Genomic DNA, 20,737 nt, shown 5'->3' with positions numbered 1-20,737 from the left:
TACGTCGGCGTAATCGCCACAGGCAAAGCGCAGCGCCGCCCGGACCTGCCCATAAGCCGATGCCCCACGCGCGTCGGCTTATGCTATCACATGATTGTATCTGGCGTTTCAGGGGGAGACGGCCTTGGCGAATGGCGCGGTTGGCGATCTGTTCACGCGTGTCGCGCAGCCGCGCGTCTGCACTATCGCGCCGGGCGCGCCATTTCTCTCCACTTTGGCCGATAGCCTGCTGTCGGGTGAGCTGATCCCTGGCTTCGCCCCACGCAATGAACCGCTCGGCCTCGCCACGGCGACGATTTTCCTGCCGACCCGCCGCGCAGCCCGCGCCTTGCAGGACATTCTGATGAAGCGCTCCGGCGTCGGCGCGCTGCTGTTGCCACGCATCGTGCCGCTTGGCGATGTCGACGACGATTTCGACGCCTCCCCCGAGGATGAGGTGATCGCAGGTGAGCCTGGCGCCGATCCTGACCTCGACCCCGCCAGCCTGCCGCCGCCGATCCCGCTGATCGAGCGCCGGCTGATCCTCACCCGCCTGGTGCTGGGCTGGGCGCGCCAGGTCGACAAGGCGCTGATGCGCCTGTCCGAGAACGAGCCCTTGCTCGCACCCGCCTCCCCGGCAGATGCGCTGGCGCTGGCCGGGGACCTCGAAAAGCTGATGGACCAGCTGGCGACCCAGGGCGTCGACTGGGACGAGCTGGCCAATGTGGTGGCGGCGCGTCACAGCGCCTGGTTCGGCGTCACCCTCGAGTTTCTGCGCATTGTTCGCGACGCCTGGCCGGCGATCCTCGCCGAGCGCGGCGCCTCAGACCCGGTGATGCGTCGCTACGCCATGCTGCTGGCCGAGGCGGAGCGGCTCAACCGCCAGCCGCCGCAGGGCCCGATGATCGTCGCCGGCTCCACCGGCTCGACCCCGACCACGGCGCGGCTGATCTCGGCGATCTGCCGCCTGCCGCGCGGCGTCGCGGTGCTGCCGGGGCTCGACCTCGACCTCGACGACGCCAGCTTCGATCTGGTCAGCGGTGTGGCGCCGGAGGGGCTGTCGCCCGCCGCCGCCCGCGAGATCGAGAACGCTTACACCCACCCGCAGGCGATGATGGCGCGGCTGCTGCAGGTGATCGGCGTCACCCGCCAGGATTTGATCCCGCTCGGCGCGCCGCCAGTAACGTCGCGCGCCCGCAACCGGCTGCTCACCGAGGCGCTGCGCCCGGCCAGCACCACGGAGCTGTGGGCTGAGCCAGATCGCCGCCCGAGCCCCGCGACCGTAGCGGACGCCCTTGCCGGTCTCGCCATTGTCGAGGCTGGCGACGAGCGCGAGGAGGCGCTGGCCGCCGCCATCGCCATCCGTGAGATGCTCGAGGTGCCCGAGGCCACCGTGGCGCTGATCACCCCGGACCGCGACCTCGCCGAGCGGGTCTGCGCCGACCTCAAGCGCTGGGGCATTGAGGCCGACGATTCCGCCGGCAGCCCGCTGGCCCGCGCCAGCGCCGGGCGCTTCGCCCGCCTGGCCGCGGAGGCGGCGGCGTCGCGCTGCGGCCCGCGCCAGCTGGTGGCGCTGCTCGCCCATCCCCTGCTCACCCTCGGATGGTCGCGGCCCATGGCCCGGCGCGTGGCGGCGGCGCTGGAGATCGGCCTGCTGCGCGGCCCTGAGCCGCCGCCTGGCTTGGGCGGCCTGCGCGATATCCTGGAGGCCCGCCGCGATGAAGCCCGCGCGAAATACGCGCCGCGTCCCCTGCGGCGGCTGCGCGAGCGCGACTGGGAGCGCATCGCCGACATGCTCGACCGGCTCGAGCTGGCGCTGGCCCCGCTCAACGCCGCGTCGATCACCGGCGATCTGGTGGCCATGGCCGTGGCGCATCGCGAGACCGTGCTGCGCCTCGCCGAGCCGGAGCGCGATCCGGTGGGCGGGCTCGACGACGCCGCGACGCAAGCCGCCGCAGCGACCACAGCCGCGCGCGATGGTCTCGCCGCCTGCGCCGATGGCGCGGCGCTGCTGCAATTGTTCGATGACATTGCGGCGGCGGAAGCGTGCACGCTGCCCGGCCAGCTGGAGGATTATCCGGCCCTGTTCAGCGGCCTCGCCAGCGGCCGCATGGTGCGCAGCGAGGGCGACGGTCGTGGGCGCGGCGCCCATCGGCGGGTGCGCATCTTCGGTCTGCTTGAGGCGCGCCTGATCGAATCGGACCGGGTGGTGCTCGGTGGCCTCGATGAGGCGGTGTGGCCGCCGGCCACCCGCACCGACGCATTCCTCAACCGTCCGATGGCGGCGGCGCTCGGCCTGCAACCGCCGGAGCGGCGCATCGGCCAGACGGCGCACGATTTTGTGTCGGCCATGGGCGCCCATGATGTCGTCATCACCCGCGCCGCCAAGCGCGGCGGCGCCCCCACCGTGCCATCGCGCTTCCTGCAGCGCATCAAGGCTTTGGCGACCACGCCGGAGCAGCGCGCCGGCGTCGTCGCCAGCGAGGGGGATGACGACAATCCCTGGGCCGCAGCTCTGGCGCGCGGTCAGCGCTTCCTCGATCTGGCGGCGCATCTGGAGGCGCCGCCGCGCGTCGCGCCGATCGGTCGCCCGGCCCCGGTGGCGCCGCTGGAGCTGGTTCCGACCTCGCTGTCGGTCACCGAGGTCGAGACCCTCGTGCGTGATCCTTACGCGGTCTACGCCAAACATGTGCTGGGGCTTGATGCGCTTGATGAGCTGGCCGTGCCGCCAGGCGCCTCCGATCGTGGCTCGATCATCCATGAGGCGATTGGCAATTTCGCCCAGCAATATCCCGAGGCGTTGCCCGCCGATCCGCAAGCCGAAGTGCTGGATCTTGGCGTCGTGGCCTTCGCCAGCCTCGCCGCTTATCCGGATGTCCGCGCCCAATGGTGGCCGCGCTTCACCCGCATCGCGGCGGAGTACGCCGCCTGGGAGCGCCAGCGCCGCCCGGCCATCGCGCGGGTGCTGGCGGAAGTCGGCGGCAGGCTGGAGATTCCGCTGGGCAATGGCGAACGCTTCGTGTTGCGTGGCCGCGCCGACCGCATCGAGCTTGGCCGCGACGGGGCGATGACCATTGTCGATTTCAAGACCGGCCAGCCGCCGTCGGCCAAAGAAGTGTTCGCCGGCTTTGCGCCGCAGCTCACCCTTGAGGCGCATATGCTGCGCCAGGGCGCGTTTGGCGACGTCGCCGCCAATCCCTTCGCGCCGGTCAGCCTGAGCTATGTGCAACTGACCGGCGGCGAACCGGCGCTGGCGGACAAGCCTGTGAAGCCAGGCAAGGACGAGACCCGCACGGTGGACGACATCATTCGCAGCCACGCCGAGGGCTTTGTGAAACTGATCGGCCGTTATCGCGCCGGCGGCGCCGCCTGGCCGGCCCGCCCTTACGCCAAATATGCCCGGCGCTACAATGATTACGACCATCTCGCCCGGGTGCGCGAGTGGACCCGCGTCGGCGGCGGGGAGGACGAGGCATGAGCGACGCCAATCTGCCGCCCGCGCCGCCTGACGCCGCGCCCGATCCGGCCAGTCGCGCCACCGAGGCGCAGCGCCTCGCCGCCGATCCATATCTGTCGGCCTTCGTCTCGGCCAACGCCGGCTCGGGCAAGACCAAGGTGCTGGTCGACCGGGTGTTGCGGCTGCTGCTGGAGGGCGCAGCGCCAGGCCGCATCCTGTGCCTGACCTATACCAAGGCCGCCGCCGCCCATATGGCGGTGAAGGTGTTCGACCGCCTCGCCAGCTGGGTCGGTCTGGACGATCAGGCTCTGGCCGCAGAGCTGGTGAAGCTCGATGGCCAGCGCCCAACCCGCCCAAGGCTCGACGCGGCGCGCCGACTGTTCGCCCGCGCCGTCGAGACCCCTGGCGGGCTCAAGATCGAGACCATTCACGCCTTTTGCGAGCGGGTGCTGCATCTGGCGCCGTTCGAGGCCAATGTGCCGGCGCGCTTCGAGGTGCTGGACGAAGCGGCCAGCGAAGAGATCTACACCCACGCCCGCCGACATGTGCTGACGGCGGCGGCGCGGGGCGATGACCCACGGCTCGCCGATGCGCTGACCGTCGTCAGCCTTGCGGCGGCGGGCGATGCCTTCGATGCGGCGCTGCGGGCCGCCATGCGCCACGCCAAGAGCTTCCGCGATGAGGTGGAGGCGGCGGGCGGCCATGCCAGCGTCATGCAGGCGCTGGCCCGCGCTCTGGGCCTGCAGCCTGGCGATACCCCTGACAGCATCACCCACGCCATGCTGCATGGCGGCTTCGGCCCGGAGACATGGCCGGACCTGATCACCGCTTTGTCTGCAGGCTCGAAGAATGACATCAAGCTGGCCGACAGCCTGCGCGCCGCCAGCGCCGCCAGCGCCGCCAGTGACGATGCGGAAAGGTTGGGGCATTACCTCAGCGTGTTCTTCGTCGGCTCCGGGGCGCCGCGGGCGGACAAGGGCTTTCCCACCGCGAAAATCGATCCAGCGCTGGGCGAGCAGCTGCGCGACGAGCGCGACCGCCTCGCCGCCCTCGCCGACAGGCGGCGCGCGGTGCGGGTGCTGGAGCGGACCGACGCCCTGCTGACGCTGGCCGAAGCCATCGGCGCCCGCGTCGACGTCATCAAGAACGCGCGCGGCGCGCTGGATTTTGACGATCTGATCGGCAAGACCCGCGCCCTGCTGCTGCGCTCCGACGCCGCCAGCTGGATCCTGCACAAGCTCGACGCCGGCATTGACCATGTGCTGGTCGACGAGGCGCAGGACACCAATCCGGCGCAATGGGACATCCTGCGCGCCCTCACCAGCGAGTTTAGCGCCGGCGACGACGGCGGCGCCCGTCTGCGCCGCACGGTGTTCGCCGTCGGCGACCCCAAACAGTCGATCTATGGCTTTCAGGGCGCCGAGCCGCGCGCCTTCGCCGACAGCGAGCGCTATTATCGTCGGGCGCTGGCCGACGCCGGCGCCCGCTTCGAAAGCGTGCCGCTCAACGTGTCGTTCCGCTCGGCCCCGGCGGTGCTGGCCGCCGTCGACCTGGTGTTTGGCGTGCCGGAGAATTTCGCCGGCCTGTCGTTTGACGATGACGGGGCCCGCGCCGGCACCGTGCATGAGACCAGCCGCATCGGCCAGTTGGGACGCGTCGAGACCTGGGAGCCGGTGATCGCCGATGATGAGGCGGAGCCGGAGGCGTGGGACGCGCCCGTTGACGCCCCCGACCCCACCTCGCCCGCCGTGGCGCTCGCCGCCCGCATCGCAGACGCCATCGCAAGATTGACGCGCGAGGGCGACGAATATGGCCGCCGCACCCCGCCAGGCGAGGTGCTGGTGCTGGTGCGCAAGCGAGGAGCGCTGTTTGACGCCATCATCCGGGCGCTCAAGGCCCACAACCTCAAGGTGGCTGGCGCCGACCGCCTGACCCTCGGCGACCACATCGCCGTGCAGGATTTGCTGGCCGCCGGGCGCTCGGCCCTGTTGCCGGAAGATGACCTGACGCTGGCGGCGTTTCTGAAATCGCCGCTCGTCGGGCTCGACGACGATGATTTGCTGGCCATCGCGGCGGCGCGCGGCGAGACGCCGCTGCATGTGGCTTTGGCCGGGCTGGCCGACAGCAATGCGGCGGCGGCCCGGGGGCTGGCGCGGCTGCGCGCCGTCCGCGATCTCGCCGCCCGGCATGGCGCCTTCGGCTTCTACGCCGCGCTGCTCGGGGCGATGGGGGGCCGCACCGCGCTCGTGGCGCGGCTGAGCGCCGAAGCCGGCGACGCCATCGACGAATTTCTGGCGCTGGCGCTCGCCCATGAGCGTCAGGCGACGCCGTCGCTGGCTGGCTTTATCGCCCGCTTTGGCGATGCGTCGCACGATGTGAAGCGCGACATGGACGCCGCAAGAGGCGAAATCCGCGTCATGACCGTGCATGGGGCCAAGGGGCTGGAGGCGGACGTGGTGTTCCTCGCCGACAGCTGCCGGTTTGTGCCCAAGGCGCCGCTGGTGTTGCCGCTGCGGGTTGTCGCCAACGGCCGGCTGATCGCCGTGCCGGTATGGCTCCCCGCCGCCGGCGGCCGGCCCGCCGTGCTGCAGGAGGCGGCGGCCGAAGAGGCCCGGCGCGAGCGCCAAGAACACAATCGCCTGCTCTATGTGGCGCTGACCCGGGCGCGGGAGCGGCTGGTCATCGCCCCTTATTATGCCCGCAACCAGCGCAATCTGCCGCCGGAATGCTGGTATGGCATGGTCGATGCGGCGTTTGGAGCCGCAAGCGCGGTCGAAACCCATGTCGACGCCGCCAGCGGCGGCGCCACACGGGTGCTGGCTGCCGGCAGGCCCGGCGCCCATGTCGCGGCGCCCGAGCCGCAGCGAGACCTCGCCCCGGCGCCTGGCTGGCTATGGGCCGACGCGGCGCGCGAGGCCGCGCCGCTGGCGCCGATCACCCCGTCGAGGGCCGGCCCAGACGCCACGCCAACAAGCGAGACCGCGGCGGGCATGGCGACCGCCGCCCGCCGCGAGGCGGCGCGCTTCGCTGGCGCGCTGATGCATACGTTGCTGGAGCATCTGCCCGGCGTTGCCGCCGCCGACCGCCAGCGGCTCGCCATGCGTTATGTCGAGCGCAAGGCCGGGGCGGTGGCGCCGACCGATGCATGCTTCCTCGACGAGGCCCAGCGGCGGCGACTTGTCGATGGCGCCATCAATTTGGTCAACGCGCCGCAACTGGCCCCGCTATTCGCGCCTGGCGCCGTGGCCGAGGCGCCGGTGTCGGGCCAGCTTGAACTGCCCGGCCGCGGCCTTACGCCGGTGCTTGGTCAGATCGACCGGTTGGCGCTCACCGACGACACCGTGTGGCTGGCTGACTTTAAGCTGGCGACGCTGGCCGAGACGGACGCCCCGCCTGTGGCCTATGTCACCCAGCTGGCGCTCTATGGCGCGGTGTTGCAGAAGATCTGGCCAGGGCGGCGGGTGCGACCTTTGCTGGCCTATGCCGATGGCCCGCGCATTCTTGAGCTGTCGCCGGAGCAATGTGCGGCGGCGCTCGCCGCGCTGGCGCTGGCGCGCTGAGCGTGGCTTATACCAGGATGCGAAGATGCTGACGCATCCGCATCCTGAAATGCTCAGGCGCCGCACGGGCTTATCCAGAACCCGATGAGTCACGCTCATCGAGTTCTGGTATTAGGCCCGCCAGCGCCTGCAAGATCATGTGCGCCAGATGGATGGCGGCCATGCGCGCGCGGCGGCGGCCCTTGACCCTCGGGGGGCGCCTACCTAGCTTCCCTGTCAAAGACGCTTTCAGAGACACTGGCGAGTCGGTGACCCCGCTCGCGGAAAGGCATGCCATGGCGACCGCAAAAGTAACTGACGCAAGCTTCGAGACCGACGTGCTGAAGTCGACCGTGCCGGTCGTCGTTGATTTCTGGGCGGAATGGTGCGGCCCGTGCCGGATGATCGCCCCGGCGCTGGAAGAGATTTCCAACGAGCTCGGCGACTCCGTCCGCGTGGTCAAGGTCAATATCGACGAGAACCCCGGCATCGCCGCCCAGCTCGGCATCCGCTCAATCCCGACCCTGATGGTGTTCAAGGACGGCAAGCTGGCCTCGCAGAAGGTCGGCGCCGCCCCCAAGGGCGACCTGTCGCGCTGGATCCAGGGCTCCGTCGCCTGATCTTGCCCGCATTGGGCACAATGCAAAAAGCCGCCCCGGTTTGGGCGGCTTTCTTGTGGAATGATGTGCCCAACGGCGTCGCCAGCCAACAGACGCAAATCTGCGCAAGCTTCTGAACAATAACGCACATACCAGACAAGGCCACGCAGGCGCAGCCACCTTGGCACGGGGCGGCTCCACCGGCGCTTCATGCAAGACATGACCGCCGCGCCGCAGGTTAAAGCACTCTGTCAGCTGGCTGCGTCAGTGAATTGATATAACAAATTTATTCTGGCGGCGTGCCATTGGCGGCCAGCACTTCACCGGCGAGATAGAGCGAGCCTGCGATCAGGATGCGCGGCGGACGCGCCCATGGCCGGCGATTGATCAGGGCGAGCGCGGCTTCGACGCTGCTGGCGGTCTCCGCCCGCATGCCGACAGCCAGCGCCAGCTGCGCCACTTCAGCCGGCGGGCGCGCCGCGGCCTGGCCGGGGATCGGCACGGCGATGACGTCGCGGGTCAGGCCAGCGAAGGGGGCCAGGAACCCAGCGCTGTCCTTGGTCCGCAACATGCCGACGATCAGCACCAGCGGGGCCGGGCTTCGCTCTTCCAGATCGGCGAGCATGGCGGCGACCGCTTTGCCGCCGTCGGGGTTATGGCCGCCGTCGAGCCACAGCTCCGCCCCCTGCGGCGCCAGCTGGACCAGCACGCCCTCGCGCAGCCGCTGCATCCGCGCCGGCCATTGGGCGCTGAGCAGGCCGCGTTCGATCGCCGCCTCGCTCAACCCCTGCAGGCCGGCGGCGCGCAGGGCGGCGATGGCCGTGCCGGCGTTGACGTGCTGGTGGCGGCCGCCGAGGCGCGGCAGCGGCAGATCGAGCAGACCGTCAACGTCTTCATAGATCAGCCGGCCGTTTTCCTCGCGCGCCTGAAAATCCTGGCCGCCGACAAAAGGCCGCGCGCCAACCCGCAGCGCCTCATCCTCCAGCTGGCGGCTGGTGTCGCGCGATTGCGGCGCGATCACCGCCGCGCAGCCACGCTTGAACACGCCGGCCTTCTCACGGGCGATGGCCAGCACGTCGTTGCCGAGGAACTCCGCGTGGTCCTGCGACACCGGCGTGACCACGGCGGCGACCGGCGCGTCGATCACATTGGTGGCGTCGAAGCGGCCGCCCAGGCCGACTTCCAGCAGCAGCACATCCGCCGGATGATCGGCGAACAGCTTCAGCGCCGTAGCGGTGGTGATCTCAAACACGGTGATCGGCGCGCCGGCGTTGGCGACTTCGCAGGCGCGCAGCGCCTCCACCAGATCAGCTTCGGCGACGAACTGTCCGGGCGCGCCCTTGCGCCCCAGCCGGATGCGTTCGTGGAAACGCACCAGATGCGGCGAAGTGTAGACGTGAACCGACAGGCCCGCCGCCTCCAGGATCGCCCGCATGAAGGCGATGGTCGAGCCCTTGCCATTGGTGCCCGCCACGTGGATCACCGGCGGCAACCTCTTCTGTGGCGATCCGAGCCTGACGAGCAGTTGGTCGATGCGGTCCAGCGACAGATCGATGGCTTTGGGATGCAGGCCGAGAAAGCGCGCAATCAGCACGTCCGACGATTCTGACGGCGTCAGCCCTGGCCCAGCCTGCCCCATGGCCATGTCTTAACCGGCGACAGCTGCGTCAGGCGCGTCGGCGCGGGCGATGGCGTCGCCATTGTCGCGCGCCGGCTGCTTCATCAGCAGGCGGCACAGCCGGGCGATGGTGGCCTTCAGCTCATGGCGGTGCACCACCATATCGACCATGCCATGCTCCTTGAGATATTCGGCGCGCTGGAAGCCCGGCGGCAGTTTCTCACGGATGGTCTGCTCGATGACGCGCGGGCCGGCGAAGCCGATCAGCGCGCCGGGTTCGGCGATATGGATGTCGCCGAGCATGGCGTAAGAGGCGGTGACGCCGCCGGTGGTCGGGTTGGTCAGCACGACGATATAGGGCAGGCCGGCGTCACGCATGTGGCGCACCGCCACCGTGGTGCGCGGCATCTGCATCAGCGAGAACATGCCTTCCTGCATGCGCGCGCCGCCGGAAGCGGCGAACAGGATGCACGGGGTGTGACGCGCCACGGCGGTCTCCAGCGCGGTGACCACTGCCTCGCCGGCGGCCATGCCGAGCGAACCGCCCATGAAGTCGAAATCCTGTACGGCGATAACCGTCTCGGCGCCTTCCACGGCGCCGACGCCGACGCGCACCGCGTCGACGGCGCCGGTCTTTGCCTTGGCGTCGCGCAGGCGGTCGACGTATTTCTTCTCGTCGCGGAACTTCAGCGGGTCGAGCGGGACTTCGGCGAAGCTGATCTCTTCCCAGCTCTCATTGTCGAACATCGAGCGGAGACGGGCGGCGGCCGACATGCGCATATGGAAGTCGGAGCCGGGGATCACGAACTGATTGGCTTCCACTTCCTTGTGGAACACCATCTGCCCGGTCTCCGGGCACTTGATCCAGAGGTTCTCGGGAACCTCGCGCTTGAACAGCGTCTTGATCTTCGGCCGGACGACGTCGGAAATCCAGTTCATAAACCCATGACCCTTTGCGACGCGCCGCACAAAGGCCAAAGGCCCTGGGACGCTTCCATGCCCCCCGCGTGCGGGAGACCCTGATATAATGGCCCCAATAAGGGGAGCAATGGCGCCTTTTCAAGGCGAAGCCGGCGCCATGAGCTGAGATCGGGCGATCCACCATGATCGCCGTGGTCGGCGCCAGCCCGTTTCGCCGGGTTCGCTCCCCTTAGCGGCCCCAGCGCCTACAAGGCCAGCTCTGACCCGGTCAGCGCTTGCGGCGAACGCCCTCGGCCAGCTCGCGCACCAGCGAAAGCACCGCCTCATGCGTTGCGGCGGTGGCGCGGTCTTGCGCGTCCAGCGTGCCCTTGATCCGTTCGATCAGCGCGGTGCCCACCACCACCCCGTCTGCGCCGGTCGCAGCCACCGCAGCGGCGTGATCCGCGTTCTTGACGCCGAAGCCGACGGCGACGGGCAAAGTGGTGTGCTGCTTGATGCGATCGATCGCCGTCGCCACCTGGCCGAAGTCAGGCGTCGCCGTTCCGGTGATGCCGTTGATCGAGACGTAATAGACGAAGCCAGCGGTATTGGCGAGAACCACCGGCAGGCGGCGGTCATCGGTGGTCGGCGTCGCGAGGCGGATGAAGGCCAGGCCCGCCTGCAGCGCCGGCAGGCACAGCTCATCATCTTCCTCTGGCGGCAGATCGACGACGATCATGCCGTCGACGCCTGCGGCCCTGGCGTCAGCAAGGAAGCGGTCAACGCCATAAATATAGATCGGGTTGTAATAGCCCATCAGGATGATCGGCGTGGCCTGATCGCCCTCACGGAAGCGCCGCACCAGCTCCAGGGTGCGGACCAGGGTCTGGCCGGCCTTGAGGGCGCGCAGACCGGCGGCCTGGATGGCCGGGCCATCCGCCACCGGATCGGTGAACGGCATGCCGATCTCAATGACGTCGACGCCCGCCTGCGGCAAAGCGCAGATCACGCCCACCGAGGTTTCAAAGTCCGGATCGCCAGCGGTGAGGAAGGTCACCAGTGCGGCGCGGCCGTCGGCGCGGCACGCGGCGAAACGCGCGTCGATACGGGCGACGCCCTGCACAATGCTATCAGAGGCGCTCATGCCCTGGCTCCGCCCTTGCCGTCGAGATTGGGGCCAAGCATCTCGGCCACCTGGGGTACGTCCTTGTCGCCGCGCCCTGACAGGCTGACAACCATGATGTGATCCTGCGGCATCTGCGGCGCCAGCTCGATGACGCGCGCGATGGCGTGCGCCGGCTCCAGCGCCGGGATAATGCCCTCGAGCCGGGTCAGCAGCTGGAACGCGGCCAGCGCCTCATCGTCGGTGGCGCTGAGATAGGTGACGCGCCCAACATCGTGCAGCCAGGCGTGCTCCGGCCCGATGCCCGGATAGTCGAGGCCGGCCGAGATCGAATGCGCCTCGGTGATCTGGCCGTCGTCATCCATCAGCAGATAAGTGCGGTTGCCGTGCAGCACGCCCGGGCGGCCGCCCGCGATCGACGCGGCGTGCATGCCGGACGAGATGCCGTGCCCGGCCGCCTCAACGCCATAGATCGCCACCTCCGGATCGTCGAGGAAGGGGTGGAACAGGCCCATGGCGTTGGAGCCGCCGCCAATGCATGCAATGAGGCTGTCGGGCAGCCGGCCTTCCGCCGCCAGCACCTGCTGCTTCGCCTCCATGCCGATGATCGACTGGAAGTCACGCACCATGGCCGGATAGGGATGCATGCCGGCGACGGTGCCGATGCAGTAGAAGGTGGTGTCGACGTTGGTGACCCAGTCACGCATGGCGTCGTTCATCGCGTCCTTGAGCGTGCGCGAGCCCGACTGCACCGGCACGACCGTGGCGCCCAGCATGCGCATACGGAACACATTGGGCATCTGCCGCTCGACGTCGACCGCGCCCATATAGACGACGCATTCGAGGCCAAAGCGGGCGCACAGCGTGGCGGTGGCGACGCCGTGCTGGCCAGCGCCGGTCTCCGCGATGATGCGCTTCTTGCCCATGCGACGGGCCAGCATGATCTGGCCCAGCACATTGTTCACCTTGTGCGAGCCGGTGTGGTTCAGCTCTTCCCGCTTCAGGTAGATCTTGGCGCCGCCATCGCCGCCAGCCAGGCGCGATGCCTCGCGCAGATGGTCGGTGAGCCGCTCGGCGTAATACAGCGGGCTGGGACGACCGACATAGGTGGCCAGATGCTGCTGCATCTCGGCGTGGAAGGCCGGGTCGGCCTTGGCCGCCTCCCAGGCGGCTTCGAGCTCGTGCACCAGCGGCATCAGCGTTTCAGCCACAAACTGCCCGCCATGAATGCCGAACCGGCCGCGGGCGTCAGGGCCACTGCGGAAGGAATTGGGCCGCTGCGCCGCATCAGACGACGCGCCAGCCGAGGGGGTATTCAGGTGAGCGCTCACGAAACCAGTTCCTTCAAGCTCACGCGCGGCGGGCCGCGCGGACAAACGCCTCGACAAGCGCCGGATTCTTGACGCCTGGCGCACTCTCTACTCCCGAGGAGACGTCGACGCCAGCCAAAGACGTCTGGCCGGCAAGCCCGTCCAGCGCCAAAGCGACATTCTCCGCGTCCAGCCCGCCCGATAGCAGGAACGGCGGCAAGCGGCCATCGCGCGCCAGCCCCCAGTCGAAAGCCACGCCATTGCCGCCGGGGCGGGTGGCGTCTTTCGGCGGCCGCGCGTCGAGCAGCATCAGGTCGGCGGCGTCATAGGTCAGCGCCCGCTCGATGTCGTCTGGCCCGGAGACGCCAATCGCCTTGATCAGGCCAATGTCGAGCCTGTTCGCGATTGCGGCGACGCGCTCAGGTGTTTCCGAACCGTGCAACTGGATCCAGTCGGGCGCAACCTCCGACACAATGCGGTCGATGAGGGCGTCGTCGGCGTCAACCGTCAGCACCACGCTCTGGGTCTTTGGGGCGCCTGCCGCCTGTCGGGCGCGCACATGCGCCGCAAGCCGCGCCGCATCAGCAAGCGCGACATGGCGCGGGCTACGGGGAAAGTGCACGAAGCCGACCATAGCGGCGCCGGCGTCCAACGCCGCATCGAGGGTCGCAAGGTCACTCAGACCACAGATCTTGATCAGCACGACGCCGCGCTCCCCACGAAGGCTGGCGGGACGCTGCACAGGTCGCGCCAGCATGTGATGAATGTCCTGGGAGAACCGCAGTTCGCATGACCGGGCGGCAATGTCCACCGTTGGCGCACCGCCTGACGGCGGCGACGATGGATTGCCAGAAGTACGACAAACTGTCGCAGTCTGGCGTTGCGAACACGTCATCGCTTGACTGCGACCGTGGCGCCCGCCGGCCACAGGCAAATGATATAACAAATAGTTTCCAGAGGGTTACCGCCCCCCTCCCCAATTGGCGCCATACCGCAGTTGCTTCAAGCCCACGGCGCAGCCACGTGCCGCGCTCACAAACGCATCACCATTCGGCATTTTTTGTAAAAAATTTCGTTGCACGCGGCGCCAATCCGACGCTAGTCTCCGACCCACACAAGAAAAAAGGGCCGCGCAACAAAGCGCCGCCCTCAAGTCTAGGGAGGAAACGCCCACAGAGGGCATGCAGCAAGTGCTGCAAGTTCACTGATAGGGCGCGTCGCAAATTGACGCAAGATTTTCATGGCAGCCTGGCTGCCATTTTTTGTGCTGTGTGCGCCAAAACACACCACTTAACGCACGAACGTCCCCACGCGAGGGCGCCTCGATGTGGCTGATCTGGCGTCAAAAATCCTCCGCTGCCTCCCAAACTGCCGCAATGCCCCCACTCCCGTTCTGGGCCAAGCGTAAGCCTGGCCTCGCCAAGGCGGGGTGTTGACCCGCTCTGCAGGCTGCGACGCGCGGCCAGCATCAGAGCGCCAGCGCCTGTTTGGCGACGACAATCAGCCATGTCACGGCCAGGCTGAGCCTGCCCAAAAAACCGGCGCCCCCCCGTATGGCTCGCAAACGACATGCAAGTGCGGGCTAATGCCAGAATCCGATGGGCGTGACACATCGGGTTCTGGGTAAGCCCGTTTGGCGACTGAGCATTTCAGGATGCGGATGCGTCAGCATCTGCGCATCCCGGTATAAAAAGCGAAAAAGCAGCCCGGGGGCTGCTTTTCAGACTGGGATCGTCCTGGAGGTCGCCCGGTCGGCCCTGGGCGCTTGAACGGAGCGGCGCTTGCTTGCCGCTGTTGCTGCGGACTCTTACCAGGCGCTCGTTCCGGACCGGCGAGCCCGCCGCCAGATCAGGTGTCTTCGGCCTTGGCCTGTGCGTCTTCCTGGGCCTTCAGTTCGGCGGTGCGCGGCATGGCGATGATGTTATAGCCGCTGTCGACATAATGGATTTCGCCGGTGACGCCGGACGACCAGTCGGACAGCAGATAAAGCGCCGACTTGCCGATCTCCTCGATCGACACCGTGCGGCGCAGCGGCGCATGGGCCTTCTGATAATTGTACATGAGCCGCGCGTCATTGACGCCGGCGCCAGCCAGGGTGCGCACCGGGCCTGCCGAGATGGCGTTGACCCGCACCTGGTCGGAACCGAAGTCCGAGGCCAGATAACGCACGCTCTGCTCCAGCGCCGCCTTTGCCACGCCCATCACATTATAGTTGGGCATGACGCGATCAGCCATGAAGCTCAGCGTCAGCATGGCGCCGCCATTGGGCATCATCGCCGCCGCACGCTTCGCCACCTCGGTGAACGAGAAGCAGGAGATCACCATGGTGCGCGAAAAATTGGCGCGGGTGGTGTCCGCGTAACGGCCCTTCAGCTCGTTCTTGTCGGAGAAGGCGATGGCGTGGACGAGGAAATCGATCGTTCCCCACTTGTCCTTCAGCGCCGCGAACACGGCGTCGACGCTGTCAATATCCTCGACGTCGCACGGCAGCAGCACCTCCGCCCCCAGCGATTCCGCCAGCGGCGCCACACGCTTGCGCAGCGAATCGCCCTGATAGGTAAACGCGAGTTCGGCGCCTTCCGCTGCGAGCGCCTGGGCGATGCCCCATGCGATCGAGTGGTTATTGGCAACGCCCATGATGAGGCCGCGCTTGCCCGCCATCAACGCCATGTGTGGTCCTCTCCACGCCGCCGCCCGGGGCGGCGCGCTTCATCTTTGCCCGGCGCAGGCATGAGGCCGCGCGTGGCCGTTAAACTGGTGACCAGCTGACTGTGCGTCAGCCAGCGCTGGCGATCGCGCCCGGGCTCACGGCGCCGCAGCGGCGAATGCAGGGAGATGTGGCTGCATGCAGTGGGGGCGAGGCGCAGCAGCGCGGCCCCCGCCGCCCCGTCACTCAGGCGTCAATATGCTTCAGCACCAGCGTGGCGTTGGTGCCGCCGAAGCCGAAGGAATTGGTCAGCACCGTTTCCAGCTGGGCGTTGTCGATACGCTTGCGGACGATCGGCATGTCGGCGAACGCCGGGTCCAGCTCCTCGATATGGGCGCTCTCGCAGATGAAATTGTTCTGCATCATCAGGAGCGAATAAATCGTTTCCTGAACGCCGGTGGCGCCCAGCGAGTGGCCGGTGAGCGACTTGGTCGCCGAGATCGGCGGACATTTGTCGCCGGCGCCGAACACCTCCCGGATCGCCTCGATTTCCTTGTCGTCGCCGACCGGCGTCGAGGTGGCGTGCGGGTTGATGTAAGAGATCGGGTTCTTCACCGTCGACAGCGCCTGGCGCATGCAGCGAATGGCGCCCTCGCCCGACGGAGCGACCATGTCATAGCCATCCGACGTCGCGCCATAGCCGACGACTTCGGCATAGATTTTGGCGCCGCGCGCTTTGGCGTGCTCCAGCTCTTCCAGCACCAGCACGCCGGCGCCGCCAGCGATGACGAAGCCGTCGCGGTTCTTGTCATAGGCGCGCGAGGCGGTGGACGGCCGGTCGTTGTACTTGCTCGACATGGCGCCCATGGCGTCGAACAGCACCGACAGGCTCCAGTCCAGCTCTTCGCAACCACCGGCGAAAATCACGTCCTGCTTGCCCCAGGCGATCTGCTCATAGGCGTTGCCGGTGCAATGCACCGAGGTGGCGCAGGCCGAGGAGATCGAATAATTGACGCCGCGAATCTTGAACCAGGTCGCCAGCGTCGCCGAGGCGGTGGACGACATGGCCTTCGGCACGGCGAACGGGCCGACACGCTTCGGACCCTTGGTCCGGGTGATGTCGGCGGCCTCAACGATGGTGCGGGCAGATGGACCGCCAGAGCCCATGATGATGCCGACGCGTTCGTTGGAGATCTCTTCAGGGCTGAAGCCGGCGTCGGCGATAGCCTCTTCCATGGCGACGTGGTTCCACGCCGCGCCTTCACCGAGGAAGCGCATGGCGCGACGGTCAACCAGGGTCTCCGGCGCCAGGGTCGGACGACCGTAAACCTGGCTGCGGAAGCCGAGCTTCGCGTGTTCCTCGGCAAATGAGATGCCGGAGCGGGCCTCGAGAAGTGACTGCGTCACCTCCGGGATATTGTTGCCAATGGACGAGACAATGCCCATCCCGGTCACAACGACTCGCCTCATCAGCGACTGTTCCTCTATTACGGACCGCAGCATCGGTGGCGCGCCGCCACGTCAGCTGGCCTGCATCAAAACCCCGGAAACACAGGGCGGATCAAACATTCCGCCCTGCACGAACGCCTGTGAGGAGGCGTGACGTCCAGAACGTCGCCGCCGCAAGCGACGACAACCTGCGCAGCATATCGTGCTTTTCCAGGACGGACGCAATGGCGGGCGCATTGTTCAGCGCGGGCGCAACGCCCACCGCAAGGCGCTGACGCCGCTGCGCCGGGCCTGGAAAGCCGGCAGGGGATCAGGCGGTCGACAGGCCGACGCGCAGATCCTTCGCCTCATAAATCTTCTCGCCATCGGCCTTCAGCCAGCCGTCGGCGGTGCCGAGCACCAGCCGACCGCGCATCACCCGCTTGAAGTCGATGCCATATTCGAGAAGCTTGACGCCCGGACGCACCATGCCCTTGAACTTCACCTCGCCGGTCGACAAGGCCATGCCGCGCCCTGGCTCGCCGAGCCAGCCAAGGAAAAAGCCGGTGATCTGCCACATGCCGTCGAGACCGAGGCAGCCAGGCATGATCGGGTTGCCCTGGAAATGGCACGGGAAATACCAGTCGTCCGGGCTGACGTCATAGGCCGCCCGCACATAACCCTTGCCGTATTCGCCGCCCGTCTCGGAAATGTCGGTAATACGATGAACCATCAGCATCGGCGGCAGCGGCAGCTGGGCGTTGCCCGGCCCAAACAGTTCACCGCGTGCGCATGCGAGCAGTTCTTCGTAATTGTAGCTGGATTGACGCGTGGCGCCGTGAGCAGTGTCGGTCATCGTCCAAACAAATCGCGGGTGGACCCTTACGGATCGCACATCGTGGGTGCGCGACAAGCGCGCAGGAACTGGACCGCGACCGGAGCGCCTGTCGCCCCCCGCCATCCGCTTCGGCTTGTAACACGATTGCCATGCGCGCCGAAAGCCTGGCCGCCGCGCCGCCGTCATGGCGCGATTTGCCCTGGGCGGCGCCCCCAGAAGGCGCGCCTTTTACCTGCTCCAGAGTGCTTACCGATCCAACGAGATCGTCTGATCGACGAGAATGCGCTCCCTGCATGAAAATGGGGGCATGAGCCGATCCGGCGTGATCGGCGCATGCTCCAGGGCCAGATCCTCAGGGCGGCCAGCCTGCACAGGGCGCGCGACCATCCGATGACAAAGGCGGGGTTACGCCGAAAAGACCGCCATGCGGCTCGCTTGACCGCTCTTGCCGCCGCTTTGCCGCCGCCCTTGCCGCTAATCTTGCCGCCGATGTCGCACCTAGTTGCGAACGTTTCGCAAAGGGTTGCAGCCAGCGGCGCCATTGCCTATGCTAAGGGAAGGTTTCGTGGGAAGACGGGTTCTGGGAAGACGGGTTCAATGACTGATGGCGACGCCCTTCGCGGCGGTGAACTGGCGGCTGCGGGTGAGACGGACGGCCTGAAGGGCTGCCCGGTGCACGCGCTCCGTTCCGAGCTGCGGCGTGCTGGCCTGCGCCCCACCCGCCAGCGCGTGTCGCTGGGCTGGCTGTTGTTCGCCAAGGGCGACCGGCACGTCACGGCGGAAATGCTGTATGACGAGGCGAGCAAGGCGCGCGTGCCGGTGTCGCTGGCCACCGTCTACAACACCCTGCACCAGTTCACCGAGGCCGGCCTGCTGCGCGAAGTCGCGGTCGACGGTTCGCGCACCTATTTCGACACCAATGTCGGCGACCACCACCACTTCTTCGTCGAGGGCGAAGAGCGGCTGCTGGATATCCCGGGGTCGTCGATCAACATCTCCAACCTGCCGGATGCGCCAGAGGGCATGGAGATCGCCCGCGTCGACGTTGTGGTCCGCTTGCGGCCGCGCCGCGCCTCATAAGCGCTGCGCTCCTATGGAACCCTGCGAGGCCGCCTCTTTTGGGCGGCCTTTTGTTTGCCCGACGTGTCCCGAGAATGGTTTGCCAGAACGCGCCAGGCGCAGCTGGGACGTCGCTGTCCTGATGCTGCGCGAACCTTGCGCTTGGCTGATCTCGCAGCTGATCCAGCCGTTCGGCTTCCCGCCTGTTTCACGGCCCGCGGGCGTCAGTCGACGACCTCGCCAGGATAGACCCCCCACAGCCGCTCCTGACGCACAAATCCCTTGCGTTTCGCCACTTCGACCTCGCACCAGACCTTGTCGCATTTCTCGACGCGCAGCACGACGTGCGGCTCAAGCTGCGCCGCCAGCGCTGCCGTCTCCGCGGCCTCACGATACATCGGCACCAGCACGCCGCTCTTCTCCCAGGGGGCGACCAGCGCCGTGCGCTTGCCGGACAGCAGCGAGTGCAGCACCCAGCCCTCGACCCCTTCGGAATCACGCACGCGCCGCCAGGTCTCGAATTCAGCGGTGATCTCCACCGGCAGGCCGACGCGGTGATAGACCCAGACCGTCGCCTGATCCTTGTTGGGCCCCCGGCGCAGATTGACGCGGTCGGTCTTCAGCGAAACGTAGCGTGGCAATGGCAGCCCGGTGACCGTGCCTTTGGGGCCGGCTTCGGCCACGGCTGGCGCCGGCAGCGCGACGGCCGCGAAACTCGCCGCCAGCAACAGCGCCGAAACGCCCCAGCGCCGTGCCAGCCCCGTCGCCATCACGGCGACGCCGCAACGGTCCCGCCTGGTTGCACGCGGCGCGCGCAGCACAGCCCCTGCCATCACTCAAGCCCCTTTATCGTCGGCGCGCCGCCGGTCGGCGATGCTCCTGTCCACGCCTCACGGCGGCTGGCGCTGGCCGCGTCAGACATTTGGATGCGTTGTCTTTCTGCCTCCGTCTGTTACAGAGTCGGGAGGCGCAGACCCTGTTCTGTGTCGCCTGATCCTGCTTAACGCTGGGTGAAAAAGCTCCCGTCTGGACGCGTCATGACCAAAAAGAAGCCACTCGTCGTCGTCACCCGCCGTCTGCCCGACGCCATCGAAACCCGCATGGCGGAGCTGTTCGACGTGCGGCTGAACCACGACGACACGCCCATGCGGCCAGCCGAGCTGATCGAGGCGGTGAAAACCGCCGATGTGCTGGTGCCGACCATCACGGACGTCATCGATTCCGCCATCCTTGCCCAGGCAGGCCCACAGCTGAAGCTGATCGCCAATTACGGCGCTGGCGTCGACCACATCGACGTCCAGCAGGCGCTGGCGCGCGGCGTCACCGTGACCAACACGCCGGGCGTGCTGACCGAAGACACCGCCGACATGACCATGGCGCTGATCCTCGCCGTGGCCCGCCGCATCGCCGAAGGCGCCAAGGTGGTGCCAGACGATGAGTGGGAAGGCTGGTCGCCGACGTGGATGCTGGGTCGCCGCATCACCGGCAAGCGCCTTGGCATCGTCGGCATGGGCCGCATCGGCCAGGCGCTGGCCCGCCGCGCCCGCGCCTTCGGCCTGTCGATCCATTATCACAACCGCCGACGTGTGGCCGAGGCGACCGAGAATGCGCTGGAGGCGACCTATTGGGAGTCGCTCGACCAGATGCTGGCCCGCATGGACATCATCTCGGTCAATTGCCCGCACACGCCCGCGACCTATCATCTGTTGTCGGCCCGCCGCCTCAAGCTGATCCGCCCCTCCGCCATCATCGTCAACACGGCGCGCGGCGAAATCATCGACGAGACCGCCCTCGCCCGCATGCTGGAGGCCAATGAGCTGTCCGGCGCCGGCCTCGACGTGTTCGAATCGGAGCCCTCGGTGAACCCGCGCCTGCTCAAGCTGGCCCGGGCCAACAAGGTGGTGCTGCTGCCGCACCTCGGCTCGGCGACCATCGAGGGCCGCCATGACATGGGCGAGAAGGTGATTCTCAACATCCGCGTGTTCATGGATGGCCACCGCCCGCCGGACCGTATCCTGCCCAGCATGCTGTGACGCAACCGGCCCGCTGATTGAGGCCCACACGACCGTCAGTCGGCGCCGACGCCGCGCTGCGGCGATGGGCCGGCTGCGCCTGCCTGCGACCACAGCATGCAACGGCTTGCACGGGCGGCGCCCTTGGCCGGTCGGTTGCGCTCCTGCCGTTCTCTTGCCGGTCGCCTGCGAGGCGCGCCGCCGTCTTGAGGCGTGACGCCGCTTGCC

14 protein-coding genes are annotated in these 20,737 nt (G+C 67.9%); 5 read left to right on the top strand and 9 right to left on the bottom strand.

Going from position 1 to position 20,737, the window contains the following annotated elements; translation table 11 throughout:
• Positions 1-124: 124 nt before the first annotated feature.
• The 3 genes from addB to trxA all read left to right on the top strand — a co-directional run bounded on the left by addB (position 125) and on the right by trxA (position 7,595).
• Entirely contained in the window at positions 125-3,457 is a 3,333-nt protein-coding gene (gene addB, locus AC6A67_RS02610) for a double-strand break repair protein AddB (RefSeq protein ID WP_498034980.1), read from the top strand.
• Entirely contained in the window at positions 3,454-6,996 is a 3,543-nt protein-coding gene (gene addA / locus AC6A67_RS02605) for a double-strand break repair helicase AddA (RefSeq protein ID WP_498034979.1), read from the top strand. The genes addB and addA overlap by 4 nt, the downstream gene beginning before the upstream one ends.
• Before the next feature lie 275 nt (positions 6,997-7,271).
• Positions 7,272-7,595 carry a thioredoxin gene (trxA, locus tag AC6A67_RS02600; protein WP_498034978.1) on the top strand — a complete coding sequence of 108 codons (324 nt, stop codon included), beginning with the start codon at positions 7,272-7,274 and terminating at the stop codon, positions 7,593-7,595.
• 265 nt (positions 7,596-7,860) lie between these two features.
• On the opposite strand, the gene AC6A67_RS02595 is transcribed toward trxA, so the two are convergent.
• The 8 genes from AC6A67_RS02595 to fabA all read right to left on the bottom strand — a co-directional run bounded on the left by AC6A67_RS02595 (position 7,861) and on the right by fabA (position 17,456).
• Complete coding sequence (locus AC6A67_RS02595) at positions 7,861-9,213, bottom strand: bifunctional folylpolyglutamate synthase/dihydrofolate synthase (RefSeq protein WP_498034976.1); 1,353 nt, start codon at positions 9,211-9,213, stop codon at positions 7,861-7,863.
• Positions 9,214-9,222: 9 nt separating this feature from the next.
• Positions 9,223-10,131, bottom strand: coding sequence for an acetyl-CoA carboxylase, carboxyltransferase subunit beta (gene accD / locus AC6A67_RS02590; RefSeq protein ID WP_498034975.1), 909 nt, complete (start codon positions 10,129-10,131; stop codon positions 9,223-9,225).
• Between the two features lie 250 nt (positions 10,132-10,381).
• Positions 10,382-11,236, bottom strand: coding sequence for a tryptophan synthase subunit alpha (gene trpA, locus AC6A67_RS02585; protein WP_498034974.1), 855 nt, complete (start codon positions 11,234-11,236; stop codon positions 10,382-10,384).
• Positions 11,233-12,546, bottom strand: coding sequence for a tryptophan synthase subunit beta (gene trpB / locus AC6A67_RS02580; RefSeq protein ID WP_498034973.1), 1,314 nt, complete (start codon positions 12,544-12,546; stop codon positions 11,233-11,235). Before trpB ends, trpA begins: the two co-directional genes overlap by 4 nt.
• Before the next feature lie 19 nt (positions 12,547-12,565).
• Positions 12,566-13,282, bottom strand: coding sequence for a phosphoribosylanthranilate isomerase (locus AC6A67_RS02575; RefSeq protein WP_498034972.1), 717 nt, complete (start codon positions 13,280-13,282; stop codon positions 12,566-12,568).
• Positions 13,283-14,373: 1,091 nt separating this feature from the next.
• The gene (fabI, locus tag AC6A67_RS02570; RefSeq protein WP_498034971.1) at positions 14,374-15,195 is read right to left on the bottom strand and encodes an enoyl-ACP reductase FabI; all 822 of its coding nucleotides are present in this window, start codon (positions 15,193-15,195) and stop codon (positions 14,374-14,376) included.
• Between the two features lie 223 nt (positions 15,196-15,418).
• On the bottom strand, positions 15,419-16,642 hold the full coding sequence (gene fabB / locus AC6A67_RS02565; protein WP_498034970.1) for a beta-ketoacyl-ACP synthase I: 1,224 nt from the start codon (positions 16,640-16,642) through the stop codon (positions 15,419-15,421).
• A 289-nt stretch (positions 16,643-16,931) separates the two neighbouring features.
• Complete coding sequence (fabA, locus tag AC6A67_RS02560) at positions 16,932-17,456, bottom strand: 3-hydroxyacyl-[acyl-carrier-protein] dehydratase FabA (protein WP_498034968.1); 525 nt, start codon at positions 17,454-17,456, stop codon at positions 16,932-16,934.
• A gap of 579 nt (positions 17,457-18,035) precedes the next feature.
• Between fabA and irrA the strand changes: the two genes are divergently transcribed.
• The gene (gene irrA / locus AC6A67_RS02555; RefSeq protein ID WP_498034967.1) at positions 18,036-18,518 is read left to right on the top strand and encodes an iron response transcriptional regulator IrrA; all 483 of its coding nucleotides are present in this window, start codon (positions 18,036-18,038) and stop codon (positions 18,516-18,518) included.
• Positions 18,519-18,721: 203 nt separating this feature from the next.
• On the opposite strand, the gene AC6A67_RS02550 is transcribed toward irrA, so the two are convergent.
• Entirely contained in the window at positions 18,722-19,267 is a 546-nt protein-coding gene (locus AC6A67_RS02550) for an SH3 domain-containing protein (protein WP_498034965.1), read from the bottom strand.
• Between the two features lie 267 nt (positions 19,268-19,534).
• Here AC6A67_RS02550 and AC6A67_RS02545 point away from each other — a divergent pair, with 267 nt between their 5' ends.
• Complete coding sequence (locus AC6A67_RS02545) at positions 19,535-20,530, top strand: 2-hydroxyacid dehydrogenase (RefSeq protein WP_498034964.1); 996 nt, start codon at positions 19,535-19,537, stop codon at positions 20,528-20,530.
• Positions 20,531-20,737 lie beyond the last annotated feature (207 nt).

Source organism: Camelimonas sp. FR25 (genome assembly GCF_059740505.1).
Note: the sequence above shows the minus strand (reverse complement) of the source record. Positions and strands in the feature narration are given on the sequence as shown.